Below are 23,404 nucleotides of genomic sequence, written 5' to 3' on the forward strand. Positions count from 1 at the left end.
TGGATAGATTAAAAATAAAAAGCACTTTCAGAAATTCCGAAAGTGCTTTTGTCTTAGAATATAGTTTTATTCCGAAAATCTATCTCAATTTTAACGTAACGACCGAAACAACTACTAAAAGAATACAGATAATCCAAAAGCGTGTTACAATTTTAGCTTCATGATAGCCTTTTTTCTGAAAGTGATGGTGTAGAGGCGACATTAAGAAAATACGACGCCCTTCGCCAAATTTATTTTTGGTATATTTAAAATAACTTACCTGCATAATGACAGAGAGTAGTTCTATCAAGAATATGCCACATAATACAGGTATCAACAATTCTTTTCTGATTACGATAGCAAGTGTTGCGATAATTCCACCTAACATCAAGCTACCAGTATCTCCCATAAATACTTGCGCTGGGAAAGAGTTGTACCATAAAAAGCCAACGCATGCACCTACAAAAGCCGCACAAAAAACGGCCAGTTCCCCAGAATTGGGAATAAACATTACGTTCAAATATTGAGAGAACACTTTATTACCTGATACATACGCTAATACTGCCAAACCAATACCAATAATTACAGACGTTCCAGCCGCCAAACCATCAATTCCATCAGTAATGTTTGCACCGTTAGAAACCGCCGTAATAATGAAAATAACAGCAATTACATATATTACCCAAGTGTATTGGTCAAGCCCCAAGAAATCAGGGATTAAATAGCTATAATCAAACTGGTTGTTTTTTAGGAAAGGTACTGTTGAAATCAACGCTTTTGAATCCGTAAATTTTTGTACCTGTCCAATGTTGGTAGCAATCTTTGCTTTCTCGTAAAACCTTACTTTAATGTCATCATTAAACCACATCGTAAGACCCACGATTAAGCCTAAGCCAATCTGACCAACGATTTTGAATCTCCCTGAAAGACCTTCTTTATTCTTTTTGAATACTTTGATATAATCATCAATAAAGCCAACGCCACCCAACCAAACGGCAGTTACCAACAACAAAATGATGTAAATATTATTAAGCTTCGCAAACAACAAAGTGGGCACTAGTAAAGACAAAAGAATAATAAAGCCACCCATTGTAGGCGTACCTTTCTTTTGCATTTGTCCTTCTAATCCTAAATCTCTGATGGCTTCGCCAATTTGTAATTTACTCAATAGATTAATCACGGCTTTTCCCCAAATGGCTGCAATTCCTAAAGAAGTAACTACTGCCGCAAAAGCACGGAAGGTAATGTATTGAAACAAACCTGCTCCCGGAAAGTTGAAGTGTTTATCTAAATAATCAAATAGATAATAAAGCATAATAATTTGGTTAGTATGATGGCGAAATTATGAAGACAGATTAAAATAGCTTTTGTTTGTATAAACAGAAGTGCAAATTTAGTAATGTTATTTAGTTTTAAAGCAATATTCTATACCTAATCGTGCATCTCTTTTGTTGATAAGTTCTGTTAATTCCCGAAAGCTTCTTTCAAAATCAATCTATCATCAAAATCATATTTTACTCCTTGAATATCCTGATAGGTTTCGTGCCCTTTGCCTGCTACTAATATAATATCCCCTGCCTCGGCCAAGGTATTTACAGCATAATCAATGGCTTCTTTTCTGTCTACAATAGTTTTCGTTTTTTTGAAGTCTAGCGGAGGAACGCCTTTTTGCATCTGAGCCAAAATTTCTAATGGGTCTTCTTTTCGTGGATTATCAGACGTCAATATTACTTTATTCGATAAGCTACAAGCTATTTTTGCCATAATCGGGCGCTTAGTAGCATCTCTGTTTCCGCCACAGCCCACTACCGTGATTACCTGTTGGTTGTCTCCTTTTATCTGCTTGATGGTTTTCAACACATTCTCTAAAGCATCTGGCGTATGGGCATAATCTACAATACCTACTTTTTTGTCTTTGATTGAAACAATCTGTTCAAAGCGTCCTGGAGCAGTTTTTAATCCTGACATCTGTACCAGTACTTCGTCAGGGTCTTCGCCCAACAAGGTAGCAGCGCCATAAATAGCCATCAAATTATACGCATTGAAAGTACCTATTAGCTGAAAATGTATCTCACGTCCATCTATTTCCATTTGCAAACCATAGATACTATCTGAAACAATCCTACCTTTTACCGTAGCAAGGGTTTCTAGGGAGTAGGTTTTTATACTGGCCTTGGTATTTTGAACCATCACTGCACCGCGACGGTCATCGATATTTACTAAAGCAAACGCCGTTTTGGGTAAAGCATCAAAAAAACCTTTTTTAGCTTTGATATAGTTATCAAACGTACCGTGAAAATCAAGGTGGTCGTGGGTGATGTTTGAGAAAATAGCCCCTGCAAAAGTTACTCCCGTAATGCGATGTTGTACGACCGAGTGTGAGCTTACTTCCATAAAGGCATTCGTACAGCCAGCCTCAACCATTTCTGCCAATAGTTTATTCAAACTTACTGCATCTGGAGTAGTATGGGTAGAAGGTATTATTTCTTCGTCAATCTGATTTTGAACGGTAGAAATCAATCCACAACGATAACCTAGTTGACGAAACAAACGAAATAACAACATCACTGTCGTAGTCTTTCCATTAGTACCCGTAATACCTACTAGTTTTAATTTTTGAGATGGATTACCATAAAAAGCAGAGGCAATATATCCCAACGCTTCGGAAGTATCTTTTACTTGAATGTAAGTAACTGATGCCGACGGATTTTCAGGGAAATCTTCACAAAGAATAGTACTTGCCCCTAATTCAATGGCTTTATCAATAAATGTATGACCATCCACCTGTGTGCCTTTTAAAGCCACAAACATCGAGCCTTTTGTAACAGCACGAGAGTCGATGATGATAGATGAAACTGCTATTTCGGTATTACCTAGTATAGTAATTGTTTTAATATTTTTAAGAAGACCAGTCAGGATTTGCATAATGATAATTGAAAAATTCAAATTAAAAAACCACTAATTCGCCATTAGTTTAGTACTAACCCAATTGTTCTATTTTTAGTAGCGAAAGAACCGGGTGGAATCGATTGGCTACTTACGCGACCAATACCTTTATAACTTACTTTATAACCTTTGTTTTCTAATACATAAATAGCATCCCTCAACGACATTCCTCTCATATCTGGTACTTTATTTTTAGGATTTCGGTGTTCTTCAAAATGCATCTTGCCATTTTCAGCTTGCATCGTTGCCCATCCCTCATTAGTAGGCATTTTTTCGATACCAAACTCTTCGTTGATAGCCTTGATGTCTGAAGTATGAGCAATTTGTTTTTGACTTGTAAGCTTGGTACCGCCTTTTGCCAATAATTTGTGCATCTGAATATCGCACGCATAAATTTTATCTGCAATTTCTTTAAAAACGGGAGCTGAGGCATCACTAGCAAAAAGGGCTTCTTTCTTTACGCCCCTCGGATTATCAATGGCCACTACACAGCTATATTTAGGAGCATCCGCAGGGAAATAGCCAATAAAAGAGGTATAATACATTCCTTTTCTGTATTTACCATTAATTAGTTTCTGCGAAGTTCCAGTTTTACCTGCTATTTTGTATAAATCATTTTTGATATTAGATGCTGTTCCTCTTTCCACAACGCCTTCCAACATCTTCCTTACTTTCGCTAAAGTTTCTTCGGAACAAATAGGGTTTTCGTCTACTTCTTGCTTGATTTTGAAATCATCCTCCACTTTATCTGCCACTCTGGTTTCTTTTACGATAATGGGCTGAATCCATTTCCCGTTGTTGGCAATGGCATTATAGAAGGTTAGCATTTGAAGGGGTGTCAAAGCCATCCCGTATCCGATAGAGTTCCACGGCAAACCTGTGATATCTCCCTTTTTAGGGGGACTGATTTTAGGAATAGCATCTGGGCGTAATTGAAAATTCAAGCGTTGGTCTAAATGAAAATCATGTAGTTTTTGATAATACTTCATTTCATTTCCTTTGCCAAAATACTTTAACATTAACTTGGCAGTACCAACATTTGACGAATGTTCAAAAACTGATTGGGCTGTTATTGTTCCATAGCCCGTAGTTTTAGAATCTTCTAAGATTTTATCGCCGATTTTCATTTTACCGTCACCTGTCTCTACCAGCTCATTATTAGATAAATTCCATTCTTCCATCAATGCCACCATGGATGCTAATTTGAATACAGAACCTGGGTCTGTTAAACCCAACACAGCATGATTATAAGTTTCTGCATAATTAGACGTATCCCGCATTCTGGTAAGGTTGGTCATCGCTTTGATTTCACCCGTAGCTACTTCCATTACTACCACACAGCCTTTATCAGCCCCTGATCTTTTCAAGGCCCTGAGTAAAGAGCTTTCGGCAACGTCTTGGATATTTACATTAATGGTCGTGTGAATATCCAAACCTGGAATTGGAATAGATTCCTCTCCTCCATCTATTGGTCGAAAACTTCCTTGACCTATTTTCTCAAAAATACCTTTTCCGGGTACTCCTGCTAATTGACTATCAAAACTGTTTTCAATCCCTACTTTTTCTTTATCTTTTTTATACCCTATTGTACGGAACCCCATTTTACCAAAAGGGTTATAGCGCACATTTACTTTTTCAAAAACCACTCCGCCCTTATATTTTCCTTCTTTGAAAATAGGCCAAGTCTTCATCATTTTTACATCTTGAAAATCAATCAAAGAATTATTCAGAAGAATATAGCGGTCTTTTTCGTGACGGGCTAAATTAATCATCGAGAAATAATCCTTCCAGTCTTTATCTCCGTAAAAGTTTGATAACTTTTTACATAAATCTTCAATTCCCTCCTCAAAAATCTTTTTGTTTTTATCAGACAAAGAAACGAGTGGGTCAAAGCCCAAACGATATTTCGGCAAAGAAGTAGCCAGCAAACTACCGTCGTCTGCATAAATATTTCCTCGAACAGCCTCTATCGTTCTTTCACTCACATACCTGCGACTCGATTCTTTTCGCCATTTTTCACCTTCAATATTCTGTAATTGAACAATTCGCCATACTATTCCTATGGCAAAAAATAGAATTAGCAAAAACACAAAGCGTAACCTTAAAACAATGTCTTTTTTGATGTTCATTGATATATAAATCTGACAGAAAAATGCTTATAAATACTTTTCCAAGCTACAATATCCACAAATATACTAAAAATCGGAAATGCGAATTGAAGAAAGCATCAAGATGATTAAGAAAGGGAAAATAAATACAAGACGAAGTCCTAATAAACTGAGCCTTCTATTTGCGTCTCCCTAAACAAACTTTACGATAGACTAATATTTTTTTGGGAAGGGTAAATTTTGAAGCTGTTTAAACTTTCTTTTTCGGGTTAAACTAAGTCTTTTAGAATACTTTCACCTCAGAAACGGAAAGTTTAAACAGCTTATATAGTAAACATGAGTCATCCCGAATTTTAAAATCATAAAAAAGCGGTCGAAATTAGTTTTTCGACCGCTTTTTTATGATTGATGGGCAACGAATTCCTACTGTTTGAGCGAAGCGAGTCGGTTCGCCGATGCGATTAGGGATTCTTGATTTTTTTACGGTCCGCCGTTGTACTTACTTTTTGCATCAAGGCAAAAAGTAAGTACGAGAATAAATCCAAAAAACATTGAAATCTTTTAAAACTTGCTTTTCCAAGAGAAAATTCGGGATGACTCATGTTTATCATAAAATCTATAAGTCTTTAATTTATGTTCTTCTTATGTTCTTCAACGAAATATAAACCCCATTTGAATTACGATAATACAACTTTCAAGTTGATTGAATAAGTATCTTTTTCATCCTTAATTTCAAGCGAGTGAGCATTAGGATAAAGCGTTATTAAACGTTTTTTTGTATTACTTAAACCAATCCCACCAAAAGTCGTTTTTCGATTAATAGATACAATATTAGACTTACTATTTACCACCTCAAATGATAAACTATCATCAACAACTTTTAAATGAATTTTAATAAAACATCTTGATTTTAAATCGACTATACTATGCTTGAAGGCATTTTCAACAAAAGTAACGAGTATCATTGGAGGAATATTTCCATGTATTTCACCTTCTACTACAAAGTCTACTTCTAATCTTTTAGTATTCCTGATTTTCTCTAATTCTATGAAATTTGTCAGGAAACTTATTTCTCTTTCAAGGCTTATAGTTTGTTCATTAGATTCATAAAGCACATAATCTAATAAACTTGATAAAGACAAAATGGCATCACCATTACGCTTATCATCTGTTATCGTAAGGCTATAAATATTATTAAGTGTATTCGTTAAGAAATGAGGATTGATTTGTGCTCTTAAATAATCAATTTCAATTTGCTTCTTTTCAGAAACACTCTTACCTAATGAACGCGTTAGTTTAATAAAAAAAGCAGGTAAAGCTGTAAGAAATATTTCAAGTGTACTACCAATCACTTCGCCTGTATTAAAATACGACCAATAACCTTTTTTGTAAAAAGCAAGCAAACCGCTATCAAGTCCATTAATATTTTTTGTATTAAACCATTTATTGTCAAATATTAAATGTACTCTGAAATAGAAAAGAATGCTCAAAATAAAAATCAAAAAGATGATTCCAAAAATTGTGACAAAGTATTTTTGGTAATTATCATTTGACCAAGTTTGCAGTATTACATAAGTTATAAAATAGAAATATATAAAATCTGATATAACAATATACAGTATAGTCGTTAGTTGATAATAAATATTAACAGTTGGTCCGAGAATTATTCCCCATAATCCAATAAAAAAAACAATCCAAAAAACAACATGCAACAACACCCTTTTTTGGTTAGATACCCCTTCTATAGGATATACTTTTAGAAATAAATCGGTAATCTTTTCCATTCAAAAACAGGTTTACTCTTTAATTGTCTTTATTTGTTTGTACTTTCATTTTCTGTAGAACTATATAAACATTATAAGAATACTTTCAAAAATAACTTTATTATCAATATTACTTCAATACCTCTATCACATCTAAATCTGGACCACCGCCACGGTTTCCTGAACCTGCTATGGTGTAAACTTTGCCTTTTACTACTACTGCACCAGTACCATGTCGCCCTTGATTAAGGCTTGGAAATTTGCCCCATGTTTGTTTATCCACATCAAATGCTTCTACATCACTATGAGCTGGCACTTGTGCTGGGCTTTCTCCTCCAATAATCAACAGTTTATTGCCCAATGCTACTGCCGAATTGCCCGCTCTTTGTGTTGGTAGGTTTAAGTTTTCTGGCAATATTTTCCAACTGTTCTGTTTAAAATCATACACATCTACCGCAGGTTCTGTCAGCTCCAATACTTTGTTAATTTTAGCGGTTGAACGTCTGCCACCTGCTAAATACAATTTGTCTTTTATCACCGCCACACTTACATGGTCGCGAACATGAGGAGCATCAGCCAATTTACGCCAAGTATTATTTTGTGGATTATATTCATCCAACCATGCTACGTGGCCATCCCAATGTCCATCTTGAATCCCACAAACCAAATAAATTTTATTCTTATAAACCACACAACCAGCAGAACCTCTTAATCTATCCGTGGGAATCTCAGGGCCTTTGCGCCATTCTCCTTTTTCAATGTTAAAAATATAAATATTAGGAATAGGCGTTTCATGAGGATATTGACCCGTCAAAGCACCCATTACATATACTTCATTATGATAAGTAACTGCTTGTAAATGATGAATCTCTAAAGGCGCATCCGCCACTTTCGTCCATGTCTTTGTATTGATGTCATATACTTCGGTAGCTTTTACATTTCTTCCACCAAACAATACTAATTTATCGCCAACTGCTGCTAATGTGTTTTCTGACCGTTTGGTACAAGTATTTACAGGCTGTATAATCTCCCAAGTTTGTGAATATATATTTACATTGGCAAAGCTGGTTAATGCACAAAAGATTGACAAAAAATGAAGTTTAATTTTCATAGTATTTAAATTATTTTTAAGTTTTGATGCTTCAATTTAGTTACTAAATCTTAAAAATCAAGCCTTAGCTATGGCTATCGTACTCTATAAATTCATCACTAATCATTGTCTTCTAATTCAAAAATTTCTTCAACTTTTTTTGTAAACTCACGGGCAATTTTCAAGGCTAATACTGTTGAAGGGACATATTTGTTACTTTCTATCGCATTGATTGTTTGTCGAGAAACTTTAACTCTTTCTGCTAGTTCTCCTTGGGTAATGTTTAGTATCGCCCTTTCTATTCTGATTGTATTTTTCATAAAGCAGTACGGTTAACTTTCAATTTTTGATTTCAGGTATAAAACATAATAAAACCTGCCAATGAAAAACAGCAAAGGTGTAAACATATTATATATCATTACATTAAAATAATAAGTGCCATATACAAATATTGTGGCTACTATTAAAAGTACAAAATTAATATAAATAGCCCACTGTAGGGTTTCTAGCCTTACTTGTGATACATATTCATCTTCTACTTTTTCTTTTGAGAAAGCAATCAGAATCATCCCAACGATGAGTCCTATTACAATAAATTCGTCGCCCAAATTAAGTGTTGTTTCATTGCTGGATGCGCCGAAACTATCTTGTAATGCATATTTAAAGGGTAAAGTAATGGTAAAAAAATCAAGCCCTGTTTTTGTAATGGCTCCAACAATCCAAATTAATAAGAAAAGGATTGTTAATGTCCAACCAACAAATTTGTACTGATACGGAAATAAATATTTTGCTTTCATCGGAATATATGTTAAGAGTTTTAGACAAGTTTAACGAACTAAAAGTAAAGTATATTTTACACTATGACAAATATTTTATACAATTTCTTTAGCCGTGAGTTTTGAGCCTTGAGCTGTGAGCCTTCATTTGTTATAAATCTTTACTGCTTAAAGAAAGGCAAGCTATTTTAGGCAAGCACAAAAAAAGCTCATCACTCACAGCTCTTACAAACTTGTTAGCTTTTTTTTATTCCTACATGTATCTTTGAAAAAACTTTCCTGAATGACTTCCCCAAAGCTTCTACTTCAACAAACCGTTAATCATATTCATCCTTTATCAGAGGAAGACTTTGAGGCTTTTTATGCGTTGTTTAAGCCTTTTTCTGCCAAAAGAAAAGAGATGCTTACTGAGGCTGGCTGTGTTGAAAAGTATTTATATTTTGTAGTGGATGGATTGCAAAGACTGTATTATCTGGACGAACAAAACCGAGAAGCGACTTTGGTTTTTTCTTATCAATCAAATTTTGGCGGTATCCTCGATTCGATGATGAATCAAACCCCGTCTAAATATTATTATGAGACCTTAAGCCCTTCTGTTTTTTTGAGGGCTTCTTATACTCAGATAGATGAGCTTTTAGCTACTCACCCTGCTATTGAAGTATTATTAAGGAAAGGATTAACAGGGGCGTTTTCGGGAATATTAGAGAGGCTAGTAGAACTACAATGTTTTTCTTCCGAAGAAAAATTTCAACAATTATTACGGAGAAGCCCGCATATCTTACAGATTGTACCGCATAAATATTTGGCCAATTATATCGGTATCGACCCTAGTAATTTTAGTAAACTAATCAATAGCATTAAGATTTAGCTTTTTTATACTCGCCTAATCTTCAACCACAATTTTGGTTGGAGGAACTTTGTTTTCTTCCAGTCCCATTGGCGCTACTTTCTTGATGATTTCAGACTGCTTTCCTGCTTTCATAAAATCAGCCTTTTGGGTAGTATAGTCAGCCCTTTTTTCTTCCAATACAAACTTTGCTTTGTCTATTTTATGAATCAGACTTTCGGCATTCAACGATGACACGATATAGATAACAATGAGTCCCGATACCCATAATACATAGCGAAGTTGGCTGGCTGGAAACTCGCCACCCAACAGTCTATCCATATTGAATATCTTATCAAAAAAAGCAAAGATACCCTTACTAGGTTTATTACTCGACTGACTAACCTTTGGGGCACGGGATACATTTTTTGCCATAATGCTTATTTTTACTTTTCAGACAATGTTGCAATTCTTAGTTTAGCACTTCTACTTCTACCATTGATTGATAATTCCTCTGGCGATGCCTCAATAGGTTTTTTATTGATAGCCATCAAAGGTTTGGTTACCGTACCGTAAATAATGTCTTTATCAGGCTCTCCTTTGAAGTTTCCTGCCTTGATATAGTTCTTAACGAGTCTATCCTCCAAAGAATGGAACGTCATGATACAGAGCCTACTTTCTTCGTCTTTCAACAAATCAGGCACTTGCTCTAAAAATTCTTCTATTACTTCCAATTCTTGATTAACTTCAATCCTAATGGCTTGAAATACCTGTGCAAAATACTTGAACTCTTTGAATTTAGGAGCATATTTTTCTAAAATAGCTTTCAATTCGCCTGTAGTTTTGATGGGTGTATTCAGCCTTGCACTATGAATAGCATTGGCCAAAGTACGAGCATTTTTGATTTCGCCATACATTCCCAAAATTTTATGCAATTGTGCCTCAGAATATTCATTGACAATCGTATAAGCTGACACCTCTGCCTTTTGATTCATCCTCATATCTAAATCACCTTCAAAGCGTGTCGAAAATCCACGTGTTGGTTCATCTATCTGATGTGATGAAATACCAAAATCGGCTAAAATACCATCTACTTTTTTGACTCCGTACAATCGTAGGTATTTTTTAATATTCCTAAAATTGGTTTCGATGAATGTAAAGCGAGGGTCTTGAAAAGCCTGAGCATTTACTTTAGCGTCGGGGTCTTGGTCAAAAGCATATAGTTTTCCCTTTTCGCCTAATTGTGCCAAAATAGCTCTTGAATGACCACCGCCCCCAAAAGTTACATCTACATAAACGCCATCAGGACGTATATTTAGTCCGTCAAGGCATTCTTGAAGCATTATTGGGCGATGGTACTCAGTATTGATTGTCATTATTTTTAATCTTTAAATACAAATTTATGGATAATCTTGCTGGAATTTAGCGAAGCGTTTCAATTAAATATGAAGCAATTTCTTTACGTCCAACGCTAATTTTTGAGAAAAAATCTCAGCTCCATATTTATTCAAATGCTGAGAATTATAAAAATACTTTCGTTGATAACACAGCGAATCTTTTGAATAATCTAAAAAATAGCAATGATAGCGTTCAGATGCTTCTTTACACATTTTAATCATTGTATGCTTATTTTTATACAAAGGCTGTACTTCATAATATTCTGGGGCATACAATAACACCACTTTGATGTGTTGCTTTTCGCAAAAAGCTAAATATTCTTCAAACTGCTTTTTGATAGTCTTATCAAACGTATACCTTACTCCTTTTGGATACCGCTTCTTAAACCTTTCAAAATCATGGTTCCATTCATAAGTATTGCCTCTGTAACCCTTATATTTAGTAGTAGTATCGTATAGTGAAGTAAAATTTACAAAATTACAAATGCCTTCCCAAGCCAAAGCTTGCTGATTTTTATACTTTAATAAGGGTATATTTTGTTGATACTCATCAAACTCTCCTTTATGTCCACGTGTAGTTTCAGTTATGACTGGCTCGTTAATAAAAGGTAGAAACTGTTCAGGATTTACTACATCAGCACGTTTAGCAAAACCATATACATCTACGTTATGAATAATATATTTAGGCTTTTTATTATGGGCCAAATACAATTTAAATCGGGCAAATTGCATATCGAAATGCCAAGCCGACATACCTAAGTTATAAGAATTAAGTCGTAAAGAACTGTCAATAATTTTAGGAGAAATATGAAACTCTGCTCTTGATGACCCTAAAATCAATAAATCTGCATTGATTTTTCCATCAAACAAATCATTCCAGCTTGCATAATATGCATTTCTAGATTTTCTCAGACCGCTATCTACAACAAATGCCAATGCATATAAACTAATGATAATTAGAAAGGACAATAAAGCTATTTTCTTTAAAAACCTTTGTATCATTTTTGTGCTTTTGCTTCTATCTTAAATGCCTTTTTATCCCCAAACACTAGCTTCTGTGTGCCTTCTATTAAATAATAGTCAACCACTCCATTCGCCAAAGTCATTTTAATATGCTTATTGGTTTCATAAAGGTAGTTTTCGTTAGTAATAGTGGCTTCTAATGCCGTAAATGCTCCCTTTTGAAGATAGATTTTCACCATTTTTACTGGAAGATTTTCTTTAGCTTTTAAGGTATAAACTATGGTAGAATCAGACTGGCTGATGTCATAACTATTTAAATAAGCAGGTTTATTCAAATCAGTTTGTACGAATAGCTCTAATTCTTTTGACCAGTCTTCTATCTTGATAAGCTTGGTTTCTGGTATATTATTACTCCAAACAGTTTTATTAAAAGATGGTTTCTTTGTATTCAGAATATTGATTTGATTGCTTATTGTAGTTTTTAAATCAAAATATTTATTGATAAAAGAAGTCTTTTCTTCCTTACAAGCAATAAGCAAAGTAAGCATTACAAGTATTATGATGGATGATTTCATATTACAAAATTACGGATGTATATTGATATTAATAACGTAAAAGTTATAATCGACCAAAATAACAAAAGGACTTCGACCAAAGTCAAAGTCCTTTTTGAAATAGAAAAATCTACTTTAGATTATTCTTCAGTTTTTTCTTCCGAAGTTTCAGCAGCAGGAGTTTCATCTTCTACTACTTCAGCCGAAGGAACCTCAGCTACTGGTGCAGCTTCGATAGTATCTTCAGTTTTCTTAGCTCCAGAACGACGACCACGACGAGTTTTCACTGCTTTCTCAGCTGTAGCTGCCAATAAAGTTTCGTTGAAGTCAACTAATTCCATTAAGCACATTTCAGCATTATCACCAAGACGATTCGCCAATTTGATAATTCTAGTGTAACCACCTGGACGGCTAGCAACTTTCTCAGAAACAATACCAAAAAGTTCTTTAACAGACTCTTTGTTTTGTAAGTAAGAGAATACAATACGACGATTGTGAGTATTGTCGTCTTTTGATTTAGTAATCAAAGGCTCAACATACTTTCTTAATTCTTTAGCTTTAGCAGCTGTAGTTTCGATTCTTTTGTGAAGAATCAAAGAAGATGCCATGTTCGATAACATAGCGGCTCTGTGAGGAGCAGTTCTACCTAAATGGTTGAATTTTTTACCGTGTCTCATTATATTGTTTCGTAAGTTTGAAATGACACACTTAGTTCCCAGCGGAAATAAGCTATCATTGCGGTTAAGTTAATTCGCATCAACTCACCTATTACTACTATTAAAAATTAAAAAATTAGTGCTTACTACAGTTAGCAAACACTAATTTTTCCTTGATTGCTAAACAAGCTGAATGGCTCTTAGTCTTCGTCTAAACGATAACGAGCAACATCCATACCGAAGTGAAGTCCTTTTTCTTCGATTAGTTGTTCTAATTCAGTCAACGATTTCTTACCGAAGTTACGGAATTTCATCATGTCAGAAATTTCTAATCTAGCCAAGTCTCCTAAAGTTCTAACATCAGCTGATTTAAGACAGTTGTAAGCACGAACTGACAAGTCTAAATCTGCTAGAGCAGTCTTCAATAATTTTCTCATGTGTAGCATTTCTTCATCTACCACGTTGTCTTCTTCTGCCTTCATAGACTCGAAAGTCATTGTTTGGTCAGAGAATAACATAAAGTGTTGAATCAAGATATATGCTGCACCTTTTAATGCGTCTTCAGGGTGAATTGATCCGTCTGTTTCAATATCCAAAACCAATTTCTCATAATCTGTTTTTTGTTCAACACGAGTATTTTCGATGCTGAATTTCACATTTTTGATTGGTGTAAAGATTGCATCAATCGGAATGTGACCAAAAGGAGGTTCTGAGTTTCTAGTTTCGTCTGAAGGAACATATCCACGACCTTTTTCAACGATAATCTCCATCTCAAATTCTTTTGATTCATCTAAATTACAGATAACTAAATCTGGATTTAAGATGTCAAAATAATTTGTAAATTTAGCAATATCGCCTGCTTTAAGAGTGCTTTGACCTTTCACTCTTACATTGATTTTATTCTCAAGGATTTCCTGACTTTTTTTGAATCGAACTTTCTTCAAATTCAAAATAATTTCAGTCATATCCTCAATTACTCCTTCAATGGCTGAAAATTCGTGCAAAACTCCGCCAACCTTAACGCTTGTAATAGCGTAGCCTTCTAATGAAGACAGCAAGATTCTACGAAGTGCATTACCGATTGTAACGCCATAGCCTTTTTCGAGTGGCTTAAACTCAAATAACCCGTGAAAGTCGTCAGCTTTTTCCATGACAACTTTATCGGGCATTTGGAATGCTAATATTGACATATTTCGTAGCGTAATTTACCTTGGAATGTGTAAGAATAGAGTAATCAATTCGCAATTTACGAATTAACTCTGTAATTTTAGCATTTAGGGTTACTATTTTTTCGATAAAATCTTGACATTTCAGAAGAAATCATCTATATTACAAGTTTACGGAAAATTAAGTCCCTTAGAATAAACAATATTAATTATTGTACATCTAATATTGAATAAACACAAAATCAAACAAACTTAGATTTTACACATTAATGTAAAATCTAAGTCACAAAGTTTTCAATTAAATTGTCAGAATATTTTTGACCATTTACTCTGTCAAAATATATGATTACTTAGAATAAAGTTCAACGATTGCTTGCTCATTGAAGTTCTCTGGAATGTCAGAACGTTCTGGATAAGAAACGAATTTACCAGTCATTGTAGGAGTATCCCATTCTAACCAGTTGAAACGTTTTCCAGCTTTTCCAGCAAGTGAGTTAGAAACTACCTCTAAAGATTTAGATTTCTCACGTACACTTACTAATTGTCCTGGCTTAAGAGAATACGATGGAATGTTTACAATTTCACCGTCAATAAGAATGTGCTTATGAATAACCAACTGACGAGCTGCACGACGAGTAGGAGCAATTCCTAAACGATATACAGTGTTATCAAGACGAGCTTCACAAAGTTTCAAAAGGTTTTCACCTTTGATACCTTCTCTTACAGCCGCTTTGTGGTATAAGTTTTCAAATTGCTTTTCAAGGATACCGTAAGTATATTTCACTTTTTGCTTTTCTTTTAATTGCAAAGCATATTCTGAAACTTTACCACGTTTACCTTTACCGTGCTGACCTGGACCATAGTTTTTGCGTGCTAACGCTTTACTTGGACCTAAGATTGGCTCACCAAAACGACGAGCAATTTTTGATTTTGGACCTGTATATCTTGCCATTTCTAAAATTAATAAAGTCATCAAACCTCTTTTGTTCGATGAAGTAATTAAGATAAATAAAAGAAAACGTTAATAATTACTAATTAACGTTTCCAGTAAATTTTTAATGAAGATTAAACTCTACGACGTTTTGGAGGACGACATCCGTTGTGAGGAAGTGGAGTAATATCTTTGATAGAGATTACTTCGATACCAGCATTAGAAATAGTTCTAATAGCTGATTCACGACCTGAACCTGGTCCTTTTACAAAAACATCAGCTTTTTTCATCCCAGCTTCTACAGCTACGGCAGCGCAGTTTGTTGCGGCTGTTTGTGCAGCATAAGGAGTATTTTTCTTAGAACCTTTGAAGCCCATTTTACCAGCAGAAGCCCAAGAGATTACTTGTCCTTGACTGTTAGTAATAGAAATAATGATGTTATTAAAAGAAGCTTTGATGTGTACTTGACCATGCTGTTCAACTACAACAACTCTCTTCTTTGCTTTGTCTTTTCTTTTAGCCTGTGCCATTGTTAGATTTGTTTTTCAATTCCAGTTTTGAGTACGTACATTCTCCGAAGAGCAACCTTCTCATCTTAGAACTCGACGAATTAAGAATATTATATTCTTAAACTCAGCCTAATTTTTACTTAGTAGCTTTTTTCTTGTTCGCAATAGTCTTACGCTTACCTTTACGAGTACGAGAGTTGTTCTTAGTTCTCTGACCACGTAATGGAAGACCTTTACGGTGACGAAGACCACGGTAACAACCGATGTCCATCAAACGCTTGATGTTCAACTGGATTTCTGAACGAAGTTGACCTTCTGTCTTGAATTCTCCAGCGATAATCGCACGAATTGCACTTGCCTCTTCATCGTTCCATTCGCCAGCTTTTTTGTCGAAAGAAATATTAGCTTGTGTTAAAATTTTCTGAGCAGTGCTACGACCTATTCCGAAGATGTAAGTCAGAGCAATTTCGCCTCTTTTTTTGTCGGGAATATCAACCCCTGCAATACGAGCCATACTTTTTTAGCTTTTTAGATTTTAAATGAAGGAAGTTTCTCAACTACCCCATGTTAATAATCATCCTTGTCTTTGTTTGAACTTTGGATTTTTTTTGTTAATAACATAAAGTTTTCCGTGACGACGGATTACTTTACATTCAGCACTACGCTTCTTGATAGACGCTTTAACTTTCATTGTAGTATTTATTAATGTTTCTATTAATTACAGTTTTGCAAAAGCATCCGTAAAGTTTACTAAAACTATCAATTGCCAACTGCCTATTTTACTTGTAACGATACACAATTCTTGCTTTACTTAAGTCATAAGGAGACATTTCTAACTTCACCTTATCACCAGGTAAGATTTTAATGTAATTCATTCGCATCTTACCAGAAATATGGGCAATCACTTGATGGGTATTTTCTAACTCTACTCTAAACATAGCATTTGAAAGAGCCTCAATGATAATTCCATCTACTTCTATTGATGATTGTTTTGCCATAAATTCAATTTGAAAATTTCAAATATTAACGATGTACTCTGATTTAGCAATAACTTCCTCAATAAATTTAAAGGTAGTTAGTATATCTGCTTTATCCTTTTTAATTGCTATTGTGTGTTCAAAATGGGCAGATGGCTTTCTATCTTGGGTTCTGATAGTCCAACCATCATTTTCTTGATGAATGGCTTTCTTTCCTTGATTTACCATCGGTTCTATGGCAATTACCATATTCTCCTTTAGCTTTGCTCCATCGCCTCTTCTACCATAATTGGCTACCTCTGGTTTTTCATGAAGAGATTTCCCTACTCCATGCCCTACTAGCTCTCTAACAATGGTAAAACCTAATTTCTCACTGAAAGTTTGGATAGCAAAGCCAATATCACCAATTCTTTTACCTACTACTGCTTGTTCAATTCCTTGGTAAAGTGATTCTTTGGTGGTTCTCAGTAAAAGAAGAGTCTCTTCGTTTACATTACCGATTGCATAAGTATATGCGCTGTCGGCATGAAAACCATTTTTAAATACACCCCCATCAATTGTTACAATATCTCCGTCTCTTAATTGATAATTGTTAGGTATTCCATGAACCACTACATCATTTACCGAAATGCATAAAGATGCAGGGAACTTGTTGTAATTAAGAAACGAAGGGGTACTATTATTATCTTTAATAAACTCGTAAGCTACTTTATCTAACTCCTTAGTCGTTACGCCTGGTTTAATCATTTTGGCTACCTCTGCATGAGCTTGACCAAGTATAATACCATTTGCTCTGATGATTTCTAAATCGCTATTTGTTTTTAAATAAATCATTCTTATTGGTGCTTAGGAAATAACATCCTAAAATTGTTATTGAGCAACCGCCTCTGTTCTACCTTTAATTCTACCTGATTGCATCAATCCTTCATACTTACGCATCAATAAATAACTTTCTATTTGCTGTAAGGTATCTAATACAACACCTACTAAAATTAGCAATGAAGTTCCTCCGAAGAAAGATGCAAAACCACGAGTGATTCCGAATAAACTTGCTAAAGCAGGAAGGATAGCAATAATGGCTAACATAAATGCTCCTGGCAAAGTAATTCTATCTAAAATATCAGCGATAAAAGTTGAAGTAGCTTCACCTGGCTTAACACCTGGTACAAAACCACCACCTCTTTTCATATCATCAGAAATTTGTGTTGGGTTAATTGAAATAGCCGTATAAAAGAATGTAAATACGATAATCAAGAACGCAAATAACAAATTGTATTCTAATGAAGTGAAATCACTGAATTTCTGAGCTACCGACTGTGCGAATTCACTTTTCTCAGCTAAAGAACCTGCTACCAATCCTGGAACAAACATTAAAGCTTGTGCAAAAATGATAGGCATTACACCTGCTGAGTTAAGCTTCAACGGAATATACTGGCGTTCGCCACCTACAGATGAAGTTCTGTTACCTACTACTTGTTTAGCATATTGTACTGGGATTCTTCTAACTGCTTGCGTAACCATTACCGCACCCATTACAACGAAGAAAAGCGCTACAATTTCTATTACAAATAATAAAGCTCCTGACATTCCACGAGATTGAGCTTCACCGATGATTGATCCCGGGAAACGAGACACAATACCAATCATAATTAGCATTGAAATACCGTTACCAACTCCTTTATCAGTAATTTTTTCTCCTAACCACATACAAAACATTGTACCAGCAATCAAGATAATTACAGCAAACAAGCGGAACGACCATGCACTAACGATGATTGCTTCTGCAGGAATAGTTGTTTGTAGGTATGCTGTTGCTTGAGCAGCAGTAACAAAGATTGTTAAAACTCTTGTAATTTGGTTTAACTTCTTTCTTCCTGACTCTCCATCCTTTTGCATCTTCTGAAAATATGGCAATGCAATTGTTAACAATTGAATAGCAATAGAGGCAGAGATGTAAGGCATAATACCTAAAGCAAATATAGAAGCATTATTGAATGCTCCACCCGAAAACATATTCAACAAACCTAATAAACCGCCTTCTCCTTTTTGTTCTAATTTTGCAGCATCAATACCTGGTAAAACGATATAAGAACCTAAGCGAAAAAAGGTGATAAACAACAGAGTGTTAAGGATTCTACCTCTTAGTTCCTCTATTGAGAAAATGTTTTTGATAGTGTTAATAAACTTGTTCATGCTATCTGTTTAAATAATCGTCAAATAATGAATGAAAACTGAAATTGTTCAACTTTTTCTTTAATCACAAATCTGTTGCCAGTTTTTACACGATTACTCAAATATTTCTGTTGTCTATCTAATTAATTTGAAAATCGGGATTTTGAAAATTTGAAAACTAACAAATCTATTAAACAAAACTTGAAGCTCCAAATTTTCATAATTTCAAACTACCCCACAATTGCTTTTCCACCTGCTGCTTCGATAGCAGTTTTGGCAGATTCAGAAAAACCTTTAACTGTTACTTCTAATGCTGATGTTACCGCACCACGTGACAAGATTTTCACTAAATCATTTTTAGAAACTAATCCATTGTTATAAAGTACATCATGATTGATTACTGTTGTACCAATTGAATCAGCTAAAGCTTGTAGCGTATCAAGGTTAATTGCCTTGTATTCTACACGATTAATATTTTTAAATCCGAACTTAGGAACTCTACGCTGTAAAGGCATTTGACCACCTTCAAAACCAGCTTTACGAGAATAACCTGAACGAGACTTTGCACCTTTGTGACCACGAGCAGAAGTACCACCTAAACCAGAACCAGCACCACGACCAACTCTTTTTCTAACTTTTGTTGAGCCTTGAGCAGGCTTTAATGAAGAAAGATTCATTGTATTATTTTTTTAATGTTTGCTAAACGCTACTCCCCTGTGGAGTAACTCGCTATACTAATGAGGGAACCTCAATAATATTAGATATTCTCAACTACAATCATGTGTTGAACCGCACGAATCATCCCTTCAATAGCAGGATTCAACTCTTTTTCAACGCTTTTGTTAATTTTGCCTAAGCCTAAAGCTTGCATAGTACGTTTTTGAACGTCTGGGCGTTTGATTGTACTTTTTACTTGTGTAATTTTTACCTTTGACATGGTCTTATAGTTACGAGTTTGGGTTAAAAGTTATTACAATGCATTACACCTTAATAACTCATAACCTTAAACTGCTCTTATCCGTTGAAAACTTTTGCTAAAGAAACGCTTCTTTGGAAAGCAACTGTATGTGGATTTCTCATTTTCACAAGAGCATCAACTGTTGCTTTAACCACGTTGTGTGGATTTGAAGAACCTTTAGATTTTGCTAATACGTCATGTACACCAGCAGATTCTAATACAGCACGCATCGCACCACCCGCAATTACTCCAGTACCCGGAGCAGCAGGCTTCAACAATACGAAACCACCAGAGAATTTACCAATTTGTTCGTGCGGAACAGAGTTTTTCAATAAAGCTACTTGGAATACATTTTTCTTTGCATCCTCAATACCTTTAGCGATAGCATCCGTTACTTCGTTAGCTTTTCCTAAACCGAAACCTACGATACCTTTTCCGTCACCAACTACAACGATTGCAGAGAAGCTGAAACGACGTCCACCTTTTACTACTTTCGCTACACGATTGATAGCAACAACTTTTTCTTTTAATTCGCCTTCGTTAACCTTTATTGGCTTTGATATTAATTGCGACATTTTTTCTGAATTTGAAAATTTGTGAATTTGACTAATGAATAATCAAATTGACTAATTAGAATTTAAGACCACCTTCTCTTGCACCATCGGCAATTGCTTTTACACGACCATGATACAAGTATCCGTTACGATCGAAAACAACCGCTAATATACCAGCCGCTAATGCCTTCTCTGCGATTTTTACTCCTACTTGCTTAGCATTCTCTACATTGCCATTAGCCAAGCCAAGTTCTTTTGTAGAAACTGCTGCTAATGTATGTCCTTGAACATCATCAATAATTTGAGCATACACACCAGTGTTTGAACGAAACACTGATAATCTTGGTTTGCTAGCTGTACCAGAAACCTTTGCTCTTATTGATCGTTTTATGCGTAATCTTCTTGAATCTTTTTGCGTAGCCATTGTAATATTTATATGTTTTGTGGATTGCCGACCCACGATTGGAATTTGAATTTTGTCAATTTGAAAATTTAAAATACTTTGTATAAATACGAGTATTTCAAATTTTCAAATCATATCAATTACAAATTACGATTATTTTTTACCACCAGTTTTACCAGCTTTTCTACGAATTTGCTCACCCACAAAACGAATACCTTTACCTTTGTAAGGTTCGATTTTACGTAATGAACGAATTTTCGCTGAAACTTGGCCTACTAATTCTTTATCAATTCCTTCTAAAGTTACTTTAGGGTTTTGACCTTTCTCCATTGCAGTAGTCACTTTCAATTCACTTGGAATCTGAACAAATACAGCGTGAGAATATCCTAAACTTAACTCAAGAATATTTCCTTGATTTGATGCTTTATAACCAACCCCAACAATTTCCATCTGAGATTTGTATCCTTCACTTACACCAATAACCATGTTATTGATTAAAGAACGATATAAACCATGAAGGGCTTTGTGACGTTTCTGTTCAGTAGGGCGTTTTACTGCTAATTCTGCACCTTCAATCTCAACAGTGATGTCTGGATCGATAGTACGTTCTAAAGCACCTTTAGGTCCTTTTACTGATACATGGTTTTTATCAATCGTTACTGTTACACCAGCAGGTAACGTGATAACCTTATTGCCAATTCTTGACATGATTGTAATTTGTTTTGCTTAAATGGAAGTCCAAAAATTATAACCAATGGTTATCAAATAATGGAAACTTCTTTCAGCGTTAAGAAATATTAATAAACGTGGCAAAGTACTTCACCACCTACATTTAACACACGAGCTTCTTTGTCGGTGATAACCCCTTTTGATGTCGAAAGAATTGCAATACCTAAACCATTCAATACACGTGGCAACTCAGTTGCACCTTTGTATTTACGTAAACCTGGCTTAGAAATTCTTTCTAATTTAACGATTGCCGACTGCTTAGTAACTGGGTTATACTTCAAAGCAACTTTGATGGTACCCTGAACAGTTGTATCGTCAAATTTATAGTTTTGAATATATCCTTTATCAAAAAGCACCTTAGTGATTTCCTTTTTGATGTTAGAAGCAGGGATTTCAACGATTCTATGGCGTGCCTTGATGGCATTTCTCAATCGTGTTAAGTAATCTGCTATTGGATCTGTCATTGTTTTCGATATTTGAAACGAAACCTTTTCTGAAAAGGCTCGCAAAATTACGGAATTAAAATTAAGAAGACAAGTAATTGATAATTAAAATAATTCTAATTACTTAATTATCAATTATCTGAAGTGGTAATGATTACCAGCTTGATTTAGTTACCCCTGGAATTAATCCATCAGAAGCCATTTGGCGGAAAGTAACACGGTTGATACCGAACTTACGCATATAACCTCTTGGGCGTCCTGTAAGTTTACAACGGTTATGTAAACGAACTGGTGAAGCATTTTTAGGTAACTTATCAAGTCCTAAATAATCTCCAGCTGCTTTCAAGGCTGCACGTTTTGCGGCATACTTAGCAACTGTTGCTTCTTTCTTTCTTTCTCTTGCTTTTACTGATTCTTTTGCCATTGTGTTGAGAATCTTTATTTGTTATCGGTTATCTGTATCCGTTATCGGTAAATGTTATTTAGAAAATAATATCAATAATAACAGTTCACAGATAACTTAAATCAATTACTTCTTCTGATTTGAGAAAGGCATTCCCATTGCTGTTAACAATGCATTAGCCTCTTCGTCAGTTTTTGCGGTAGTTACAAAAGTGATATCCATACCAGAAATTTTATTTACTTTATCAATAGAAATTTCAGGGAAGATAATTTGTTCTTTAACACCTAATGTATAATTACCACGACCATCGAAACCTTTGTCTGATACACCTTTGAAGTCACGTACACGAGGTAACGAAACAGTCATCAAACGATCAAGGAATTCGTACATTTTTTGTCCTCTCAACGTTACTTTAACACCAATTGGCATATTTTCACGTAATTTGAAGTTTGAGATAGCTTTCTTAGAAATTGTTGCAACAGCTTTCTGTCCAGCGATAAGAGTAATTTCTTCAACACCCGTATCAATCAATTTCTTGTCAGCCACAGCAGCACCAATACCTTTGTTGATTACAACTTTAGTAACTTTTGGAACTTGCATTACTGATTTGTATTGAAATTTTTCCTTTAAAGCAGGAACGATTTCATTTACATATTTATCTTTCAGTCTTGTAGTTGTCATTGTATGAAAATTTATGTGGATTTCCGACCCACTTTTTCAATTGATAGTTTTGATAATGCATCAAAACTATTTACTTGAGATTTAATTAAATGAATTTTCCTGTTGCTTTCGAGAATCTTTGCAACTTTCCTTCTTCGTTCAATTTACGACCTGTACGTACTGGCTTGCCGTTTTCAGCAACTGCCAAGTTTGAGATGTGAATAGAACCTTCACGTTTCTCAATACCACCTTGCGGAGTATTTGCATTAGGCTTAACGTGTTTAGTTTGAAGATTTACGCCTTCAACGATAGCACGTTGCTTATCAACTAATACTTTTTTGATTACGCCTGTCTTACCTTTTGAGTTTCCAGCGATAACGATAACTGTATCACCAGATTTGATGTGCAGTTTTGGCTGCTTATTAAACTTTCTTTCCATGA

The 23,404-nt window shown here is 34.9% G+C and carries 30 protein-coding genes; 1 reads left to right on the forward strand and 29 read right to left on the reverse strand.

From position 1 onward, the window contains the following. Positions 1–79: 79 nt before the first annotated feature. The 7 genes from mraY to VB264_RS01745 form a co-directional block, all read right to left on the reverse strand. Positions 80–1,294, reverse strand: coding sequence for a phospho-N-acetylmuramoyl-pentapeptide-transferase (gene mraY, locus VB264_RS01715; protein WP_309913389.1), 1,215 nt, complete (start codon positions 1,292–1,294; stop codon positions 80–82). 149 nt (positions 1,295–1,443) lie between these two features. After that, a complete protein-coding gene (locus VB264_RS01720) occupies positions 1,444–2,904 on the reverse strand; it encodes a UDP-N-acetylmuramoyl-L-alanyl-D-glutamate--2,6-diaminopimelate ligase (protein ID WP_323246266.1) in 1,461 nt (486 codons plus the stop codon). 44 nt (positions 2,905–2,948) lie between these two features. After that, positions 2,949–5,054, reverse strand: coding sequence for a penicillin-binding protein (locus tag VB264_RS01725; protein ID WP_323246267.1), 2,106 nt, complete (start codon positions 5,052–5,054; stop codon positions 2,949–2,951). A 656-nt stretch (positions 5,055–5,710) separates the two neighbouring features. Beyond that, positions 5,711–6,817, reverse strand: a complete 1,107-nt coding sequence (locus tag VB264_RS01730; RefSeq protein ID WP_323246268.1) for a sensor histidine kinase — start codon at positions 6,815–6,817, stop codon at positions 5,711–5,713. Positions 6,818–6,926: 109 nt separating this feature from the next. Beyond that, positions 6,927–7,907 carry a Kelch repeat-containing protein gene (locus VB264_RS01735; protein WP_323246269.1) on the reverse strand — a complete coding sequence of 327 codons (981 nt, stop codon included), beginning with the start codon at positions 7,905–7,907 and terminating at the stop codon, positions 6,927–6,929. Positions 7,908–8,005: 98 nt separating this feature from the next. Beyond that, the gene (locus VB264_RS01740) at positions 8,006–8,206 is read right to left on the reverse strand and encodes a helix-turn-helix transcriptional regulator (protein ID WP_309913374.1); all 201 of its coding nucleotides are present in this window, start codon (positions 8,204–8,206) and stop codon (positions 8,006–8,008) included. Between the two features lie 12 nt (positions 8,207–8,218). Further along, positions 8,219–8,683, reverse strand: coding sequence for a hypothetical protein (locus tag VB264_RS01745; RefSeq protein WP_323246270.1), 465 nt, complete (start codon positions 8,681–8,683; stop codon positions 8,219–8,221). Positions 8,684–8,945: 262 nt separating this feature from the next. Here VB264_RS01745 and VB264_RS01750 point away from each other — a divergent pair, with 262 nt between their 5' ends. Further along, positions 8,946–9,530 (forward strand): Crp/Fnr family transcriptional regulator, encoded by a 585-nt coding sequence (locus VB264_RS01750; RefSeq protein WP_323246271.1) that lies wholly within the window; start codon positions 8,946–8,948, stop codon positions 9,528–9,530. Positions 9,531–9,545: 15 nt separating this feature from the next. Here the strand turns inward: VB264_RS01750 and VB264_RS01755 are convergent, their stop codons facing one another. From VB264_RS01755 to rplX, 22 genes are all read right to left on the reverse strand, one after another. Further along, positions 9,546–9,923 carry an FtsL-like putative cell division protein gene (locus tag VB264_RS01755; protein ID WP_323246272.1) on the reverse strand — a complete coding sequence of 126 codons (378 nt, stop codon included), beginning with the start codon at positions 9,921–9,923 and terminating at the stop codon, positions 9,546–9,548. Between the two features lie 11 nt (positions 9,924–9,934). Next, positions 9,935–10,864 carry a 16S rRNA (cytosine(1402)-N(4))-methyltransferase RsmH gene (gene rsmH / locus VB264_RS01760; protein WP_323246274.1) on the reverse strand — a complete coding sequence of 310 codons (930 nt, stop codon included), beginning with the start codon at positions 10,862–10,864 and terminating at the stop codon, positions 9,935–9,937. Between the two features lie 63 nt (positions 10,865–10,927). Next, the gene (locus tag VB264_RS01765) at positions 10,928–11,887 is read right to left on the reverse strand and encodes a hypothetical protein (RefSeq protein ID WP_323246276.1); all 960 of its coding nucleotides are present in this window, start codon (positions 11,885–11,887) and stop codon (positions 10,928–10,930) included. Next, complete coding sequence (locus tag VB264_RS01770) at positions 11,884–12,423, reverse strand: hypothetical protein (RefSeq protein WP_323246278.1); 540 nt, start codon at positions 12,421–12,423, stop codon at positions 11,884–11,886. The genes VB264_RS01765 and VB264_RS01770 overlap by 4 nt, the downstream gene beginning before the upstream one ends. Positions 12,424–12,542: 119 nt before the next feature. Then, complete coding sequence (gene rplQ / locus VB264_RS01775; protein WP_309913356.1) at positions 12,543–13,079, reverse strand: 50S ribosomal protein L17; 537 nt, start codon at positions 13,077–13,079, stop codon at positions 12,543–12,545. A gap of 179 nt (positions 13,080–13,258) precedes the next feature. After that, positions 13,259–14,248: a DNA-directed RNA polymerase subunit alpha gene (locus tag VB264_RS01780; protein WP_309913354.1), complete on the reverse strand. Its 990-nt coding sequence runs from the start codon at positions 14,246–14,248 to the stop codon at positions 13,259–13,261. A gap of 322 nt (positions 14,249–14,570) precedes the next feature. Further along, positions 14,571–15,176, reverse strand: coding sequence for a 30S ribosomal protein S4 (gene rpsD, locus VB264_RS01785; protein ID WP_309914672.1), 606 nt, complete (start codon positions 15,174–15,176; stop codon positions 14,571–14,573). A gap of 113 nt (positions 15,177–15,289) precedes the next feature. Further along, positions 15,290–15,685: a 30S ribosomal protein S11 gene (gene rpsK, locus VB264_RS01790; protein WP_184128614.1), complete on the reverse strand. Its 396-nt coding sequence runs from the start codon at positions 15,683–15,685 to the stop codon at positions 15,290–15,292. A gap of 115 nt (positions 15,686–15,800) precedes the next feature. Next, positions 15,801–16,178, reverse strand: a complete 378-nt coding sequence (gene rpsM / locus VB264_RS01795) for a 30S ribosomal protein S13 (protein ID WP_109741970.1) — start codon at positions 16,176–16,178, stop codon at positions 15,801–15,803. Positions 16,179–16,238: 60 nt separating this feature from the next. Continuing rightward, complete coding sequence (gene rpmJ, locus VB264_RS01800; RefSeq protein WP_109324399.1) at positions 16,239–16,355, reverse strand: 50S ribosomal protein L36; 117 nt, start codon at positions 16,353–16,355, stop codon at positions 16,239–16,241. A gap of 88 nt (positions 16,356–16,443) precedes the next feature. Further along, complete coding sequence (gene infA, locus VB264_RS01805; protein ID WP_095160735.1) at positions 16,444–16,662, reverse strand: translation initiation factor IF-1; 219 nt, start codon at positions 16,660–16,662, stop codon at positions 16,444–16,446. A gap of 18 nt (positions 16,663–16,680) precedes the next feature. After that, positions 16,681–17,475, reverse strand: a complete 795-nt coding sequence (map, locus tag VB264_RS01810; RefSeq protein ID WP_309913350.1) for a type I methionyl aminopeptidase — start codon at positions 17,473–17,475, stop codon at positions 16,681–16,683. A 36-nt stretch (positions 17,476–17,511) separates the two neighbouring features. Beyond that, positions 17,512–18,834, reverse strand: a complete 1,323-nt coding sequence (gene secY / locus VB264_RS01815) for a preprotein translocase subunit SecY (RefSeq protein WP_309913348.1) — start codon at positions 18,832–18,834, stop codon at positions 17,512–17,514. A 209-nt stretch (positions 18,835–19,043) separates the two neighbouring features. Beyond that, on the reverse strand, positions 19,044–19,490 hold the full coding sequence (gene rplO, locus VB264_RS01820; protein WP_323246281.1) for a 50S ribosomal protein L15: 447 nt from the start codon (positions 19,488–19,490) through the stop codon (positions 19,044–19,046). Positions 19,491–19,570: 80 nt separating this feature from the next. Then, entirely contained in the window at positions 19,571–19,750 is a 180-nt protein-coding gene (gene rpmD / locus VB264_RS01825) for a 50S ribosomal protein L30 (RefSeq protein WP_309913340.1), read from the reverse strand. Positions 19,751–19,827: 77 nt separating this feature from the next. Continuing rightward, a complete protein-coding gene (gene rpsE / locus VB264_RS01830) occupies positions 19,828–20,346 on the reverse strand; it encodes a 30S ribosomal protein S5 (protein ID WP_309913337.1) in 519 nt (172 codons plus the stop codon). Between the two features lie 55 nt (positions 20,347–20,401). Next, positions 20,402–20,749, reverse strand: a complete 348-nt coding sequence (gene rplR / locus VB264_RS01835; RefSeq protein WP_309913335.1) for a 50S ribosomal protein L18 — start codon at positions 20,747–20,749, stop codon at positions 20,402–20,404. Between the two features lie 132 nt (positions 20,750–20,881). Beyond that, positions 20,882–21,436 (reverse strand): 50S ribosomal protein L6, encoded by a 555-nt coding sequence (gene rplF / locus VB264_RS01840; protein ID WP_323246283.1) that lies wholly within the window; start codon positions 21,434–21,436, stop codon positions 20,882–20,884. 89 nt (positions 21,437–21,525) lie between these two features. Beyond that, positions 21,526–21,921, reverse strand: a complete 396-nt coding sequence (gene rpsH, locus VB264_RS01845; protein WP_184128579.1) for a 30S ribosomal protein S8 — start codon at positions 21,919–21,921, stop codon at positions 21,526–21,528. A 133-nt stretch (positions 21,922–22,054) separates the two neighbouring features. Next, positions 22,055–22,324 (reverse strand): 30S ribosomal protein S14, encoded by a 270-nt coding sequence (gene rpsN, locus VB264_RS01850; protein ID WP_109741979.1) that lies wholly within the window; start codon positions 22,322–22,324, stop codon positions 22,055–22,057. A 105-nt stretch (positions 22,325–22,429) separates the two neighbouring features. Then, a complete protein-coding gene (gene rplE, locus VB264_RS01855) occupies positions 22,430–22,984 on the reverse strand; it encodes a 50S ribosomal protein L5 (protein WP_323246285.1) in 555 nt (184 codons plus the stop codon). Positions 22,985–23,069: 85 nt separating this feature from the next. After that, complete coding sequence (gene rplX, locus VB264_RS01860; RefSeq protein WP_309913327.1) at positions 23,070–23,402, reverse strand: 50S ribosomal protein L24; 333 nt, start codon at positions 23,400–23,402, stop codon at positions 23,070–23,072. Positions 23,403–23,404: the final 2 nt, after the last annotated feature.

It is taken from the genome of Arcicella aquatica (genome assembly GCF_034928825.1).
GTDB classification, from domain to species: domain Bacteria; phylum Bacteroidota; class Bacteroidia; order Cytophagales; family Spirosomataceae; genus Arcicella; species Arcicella aquatica.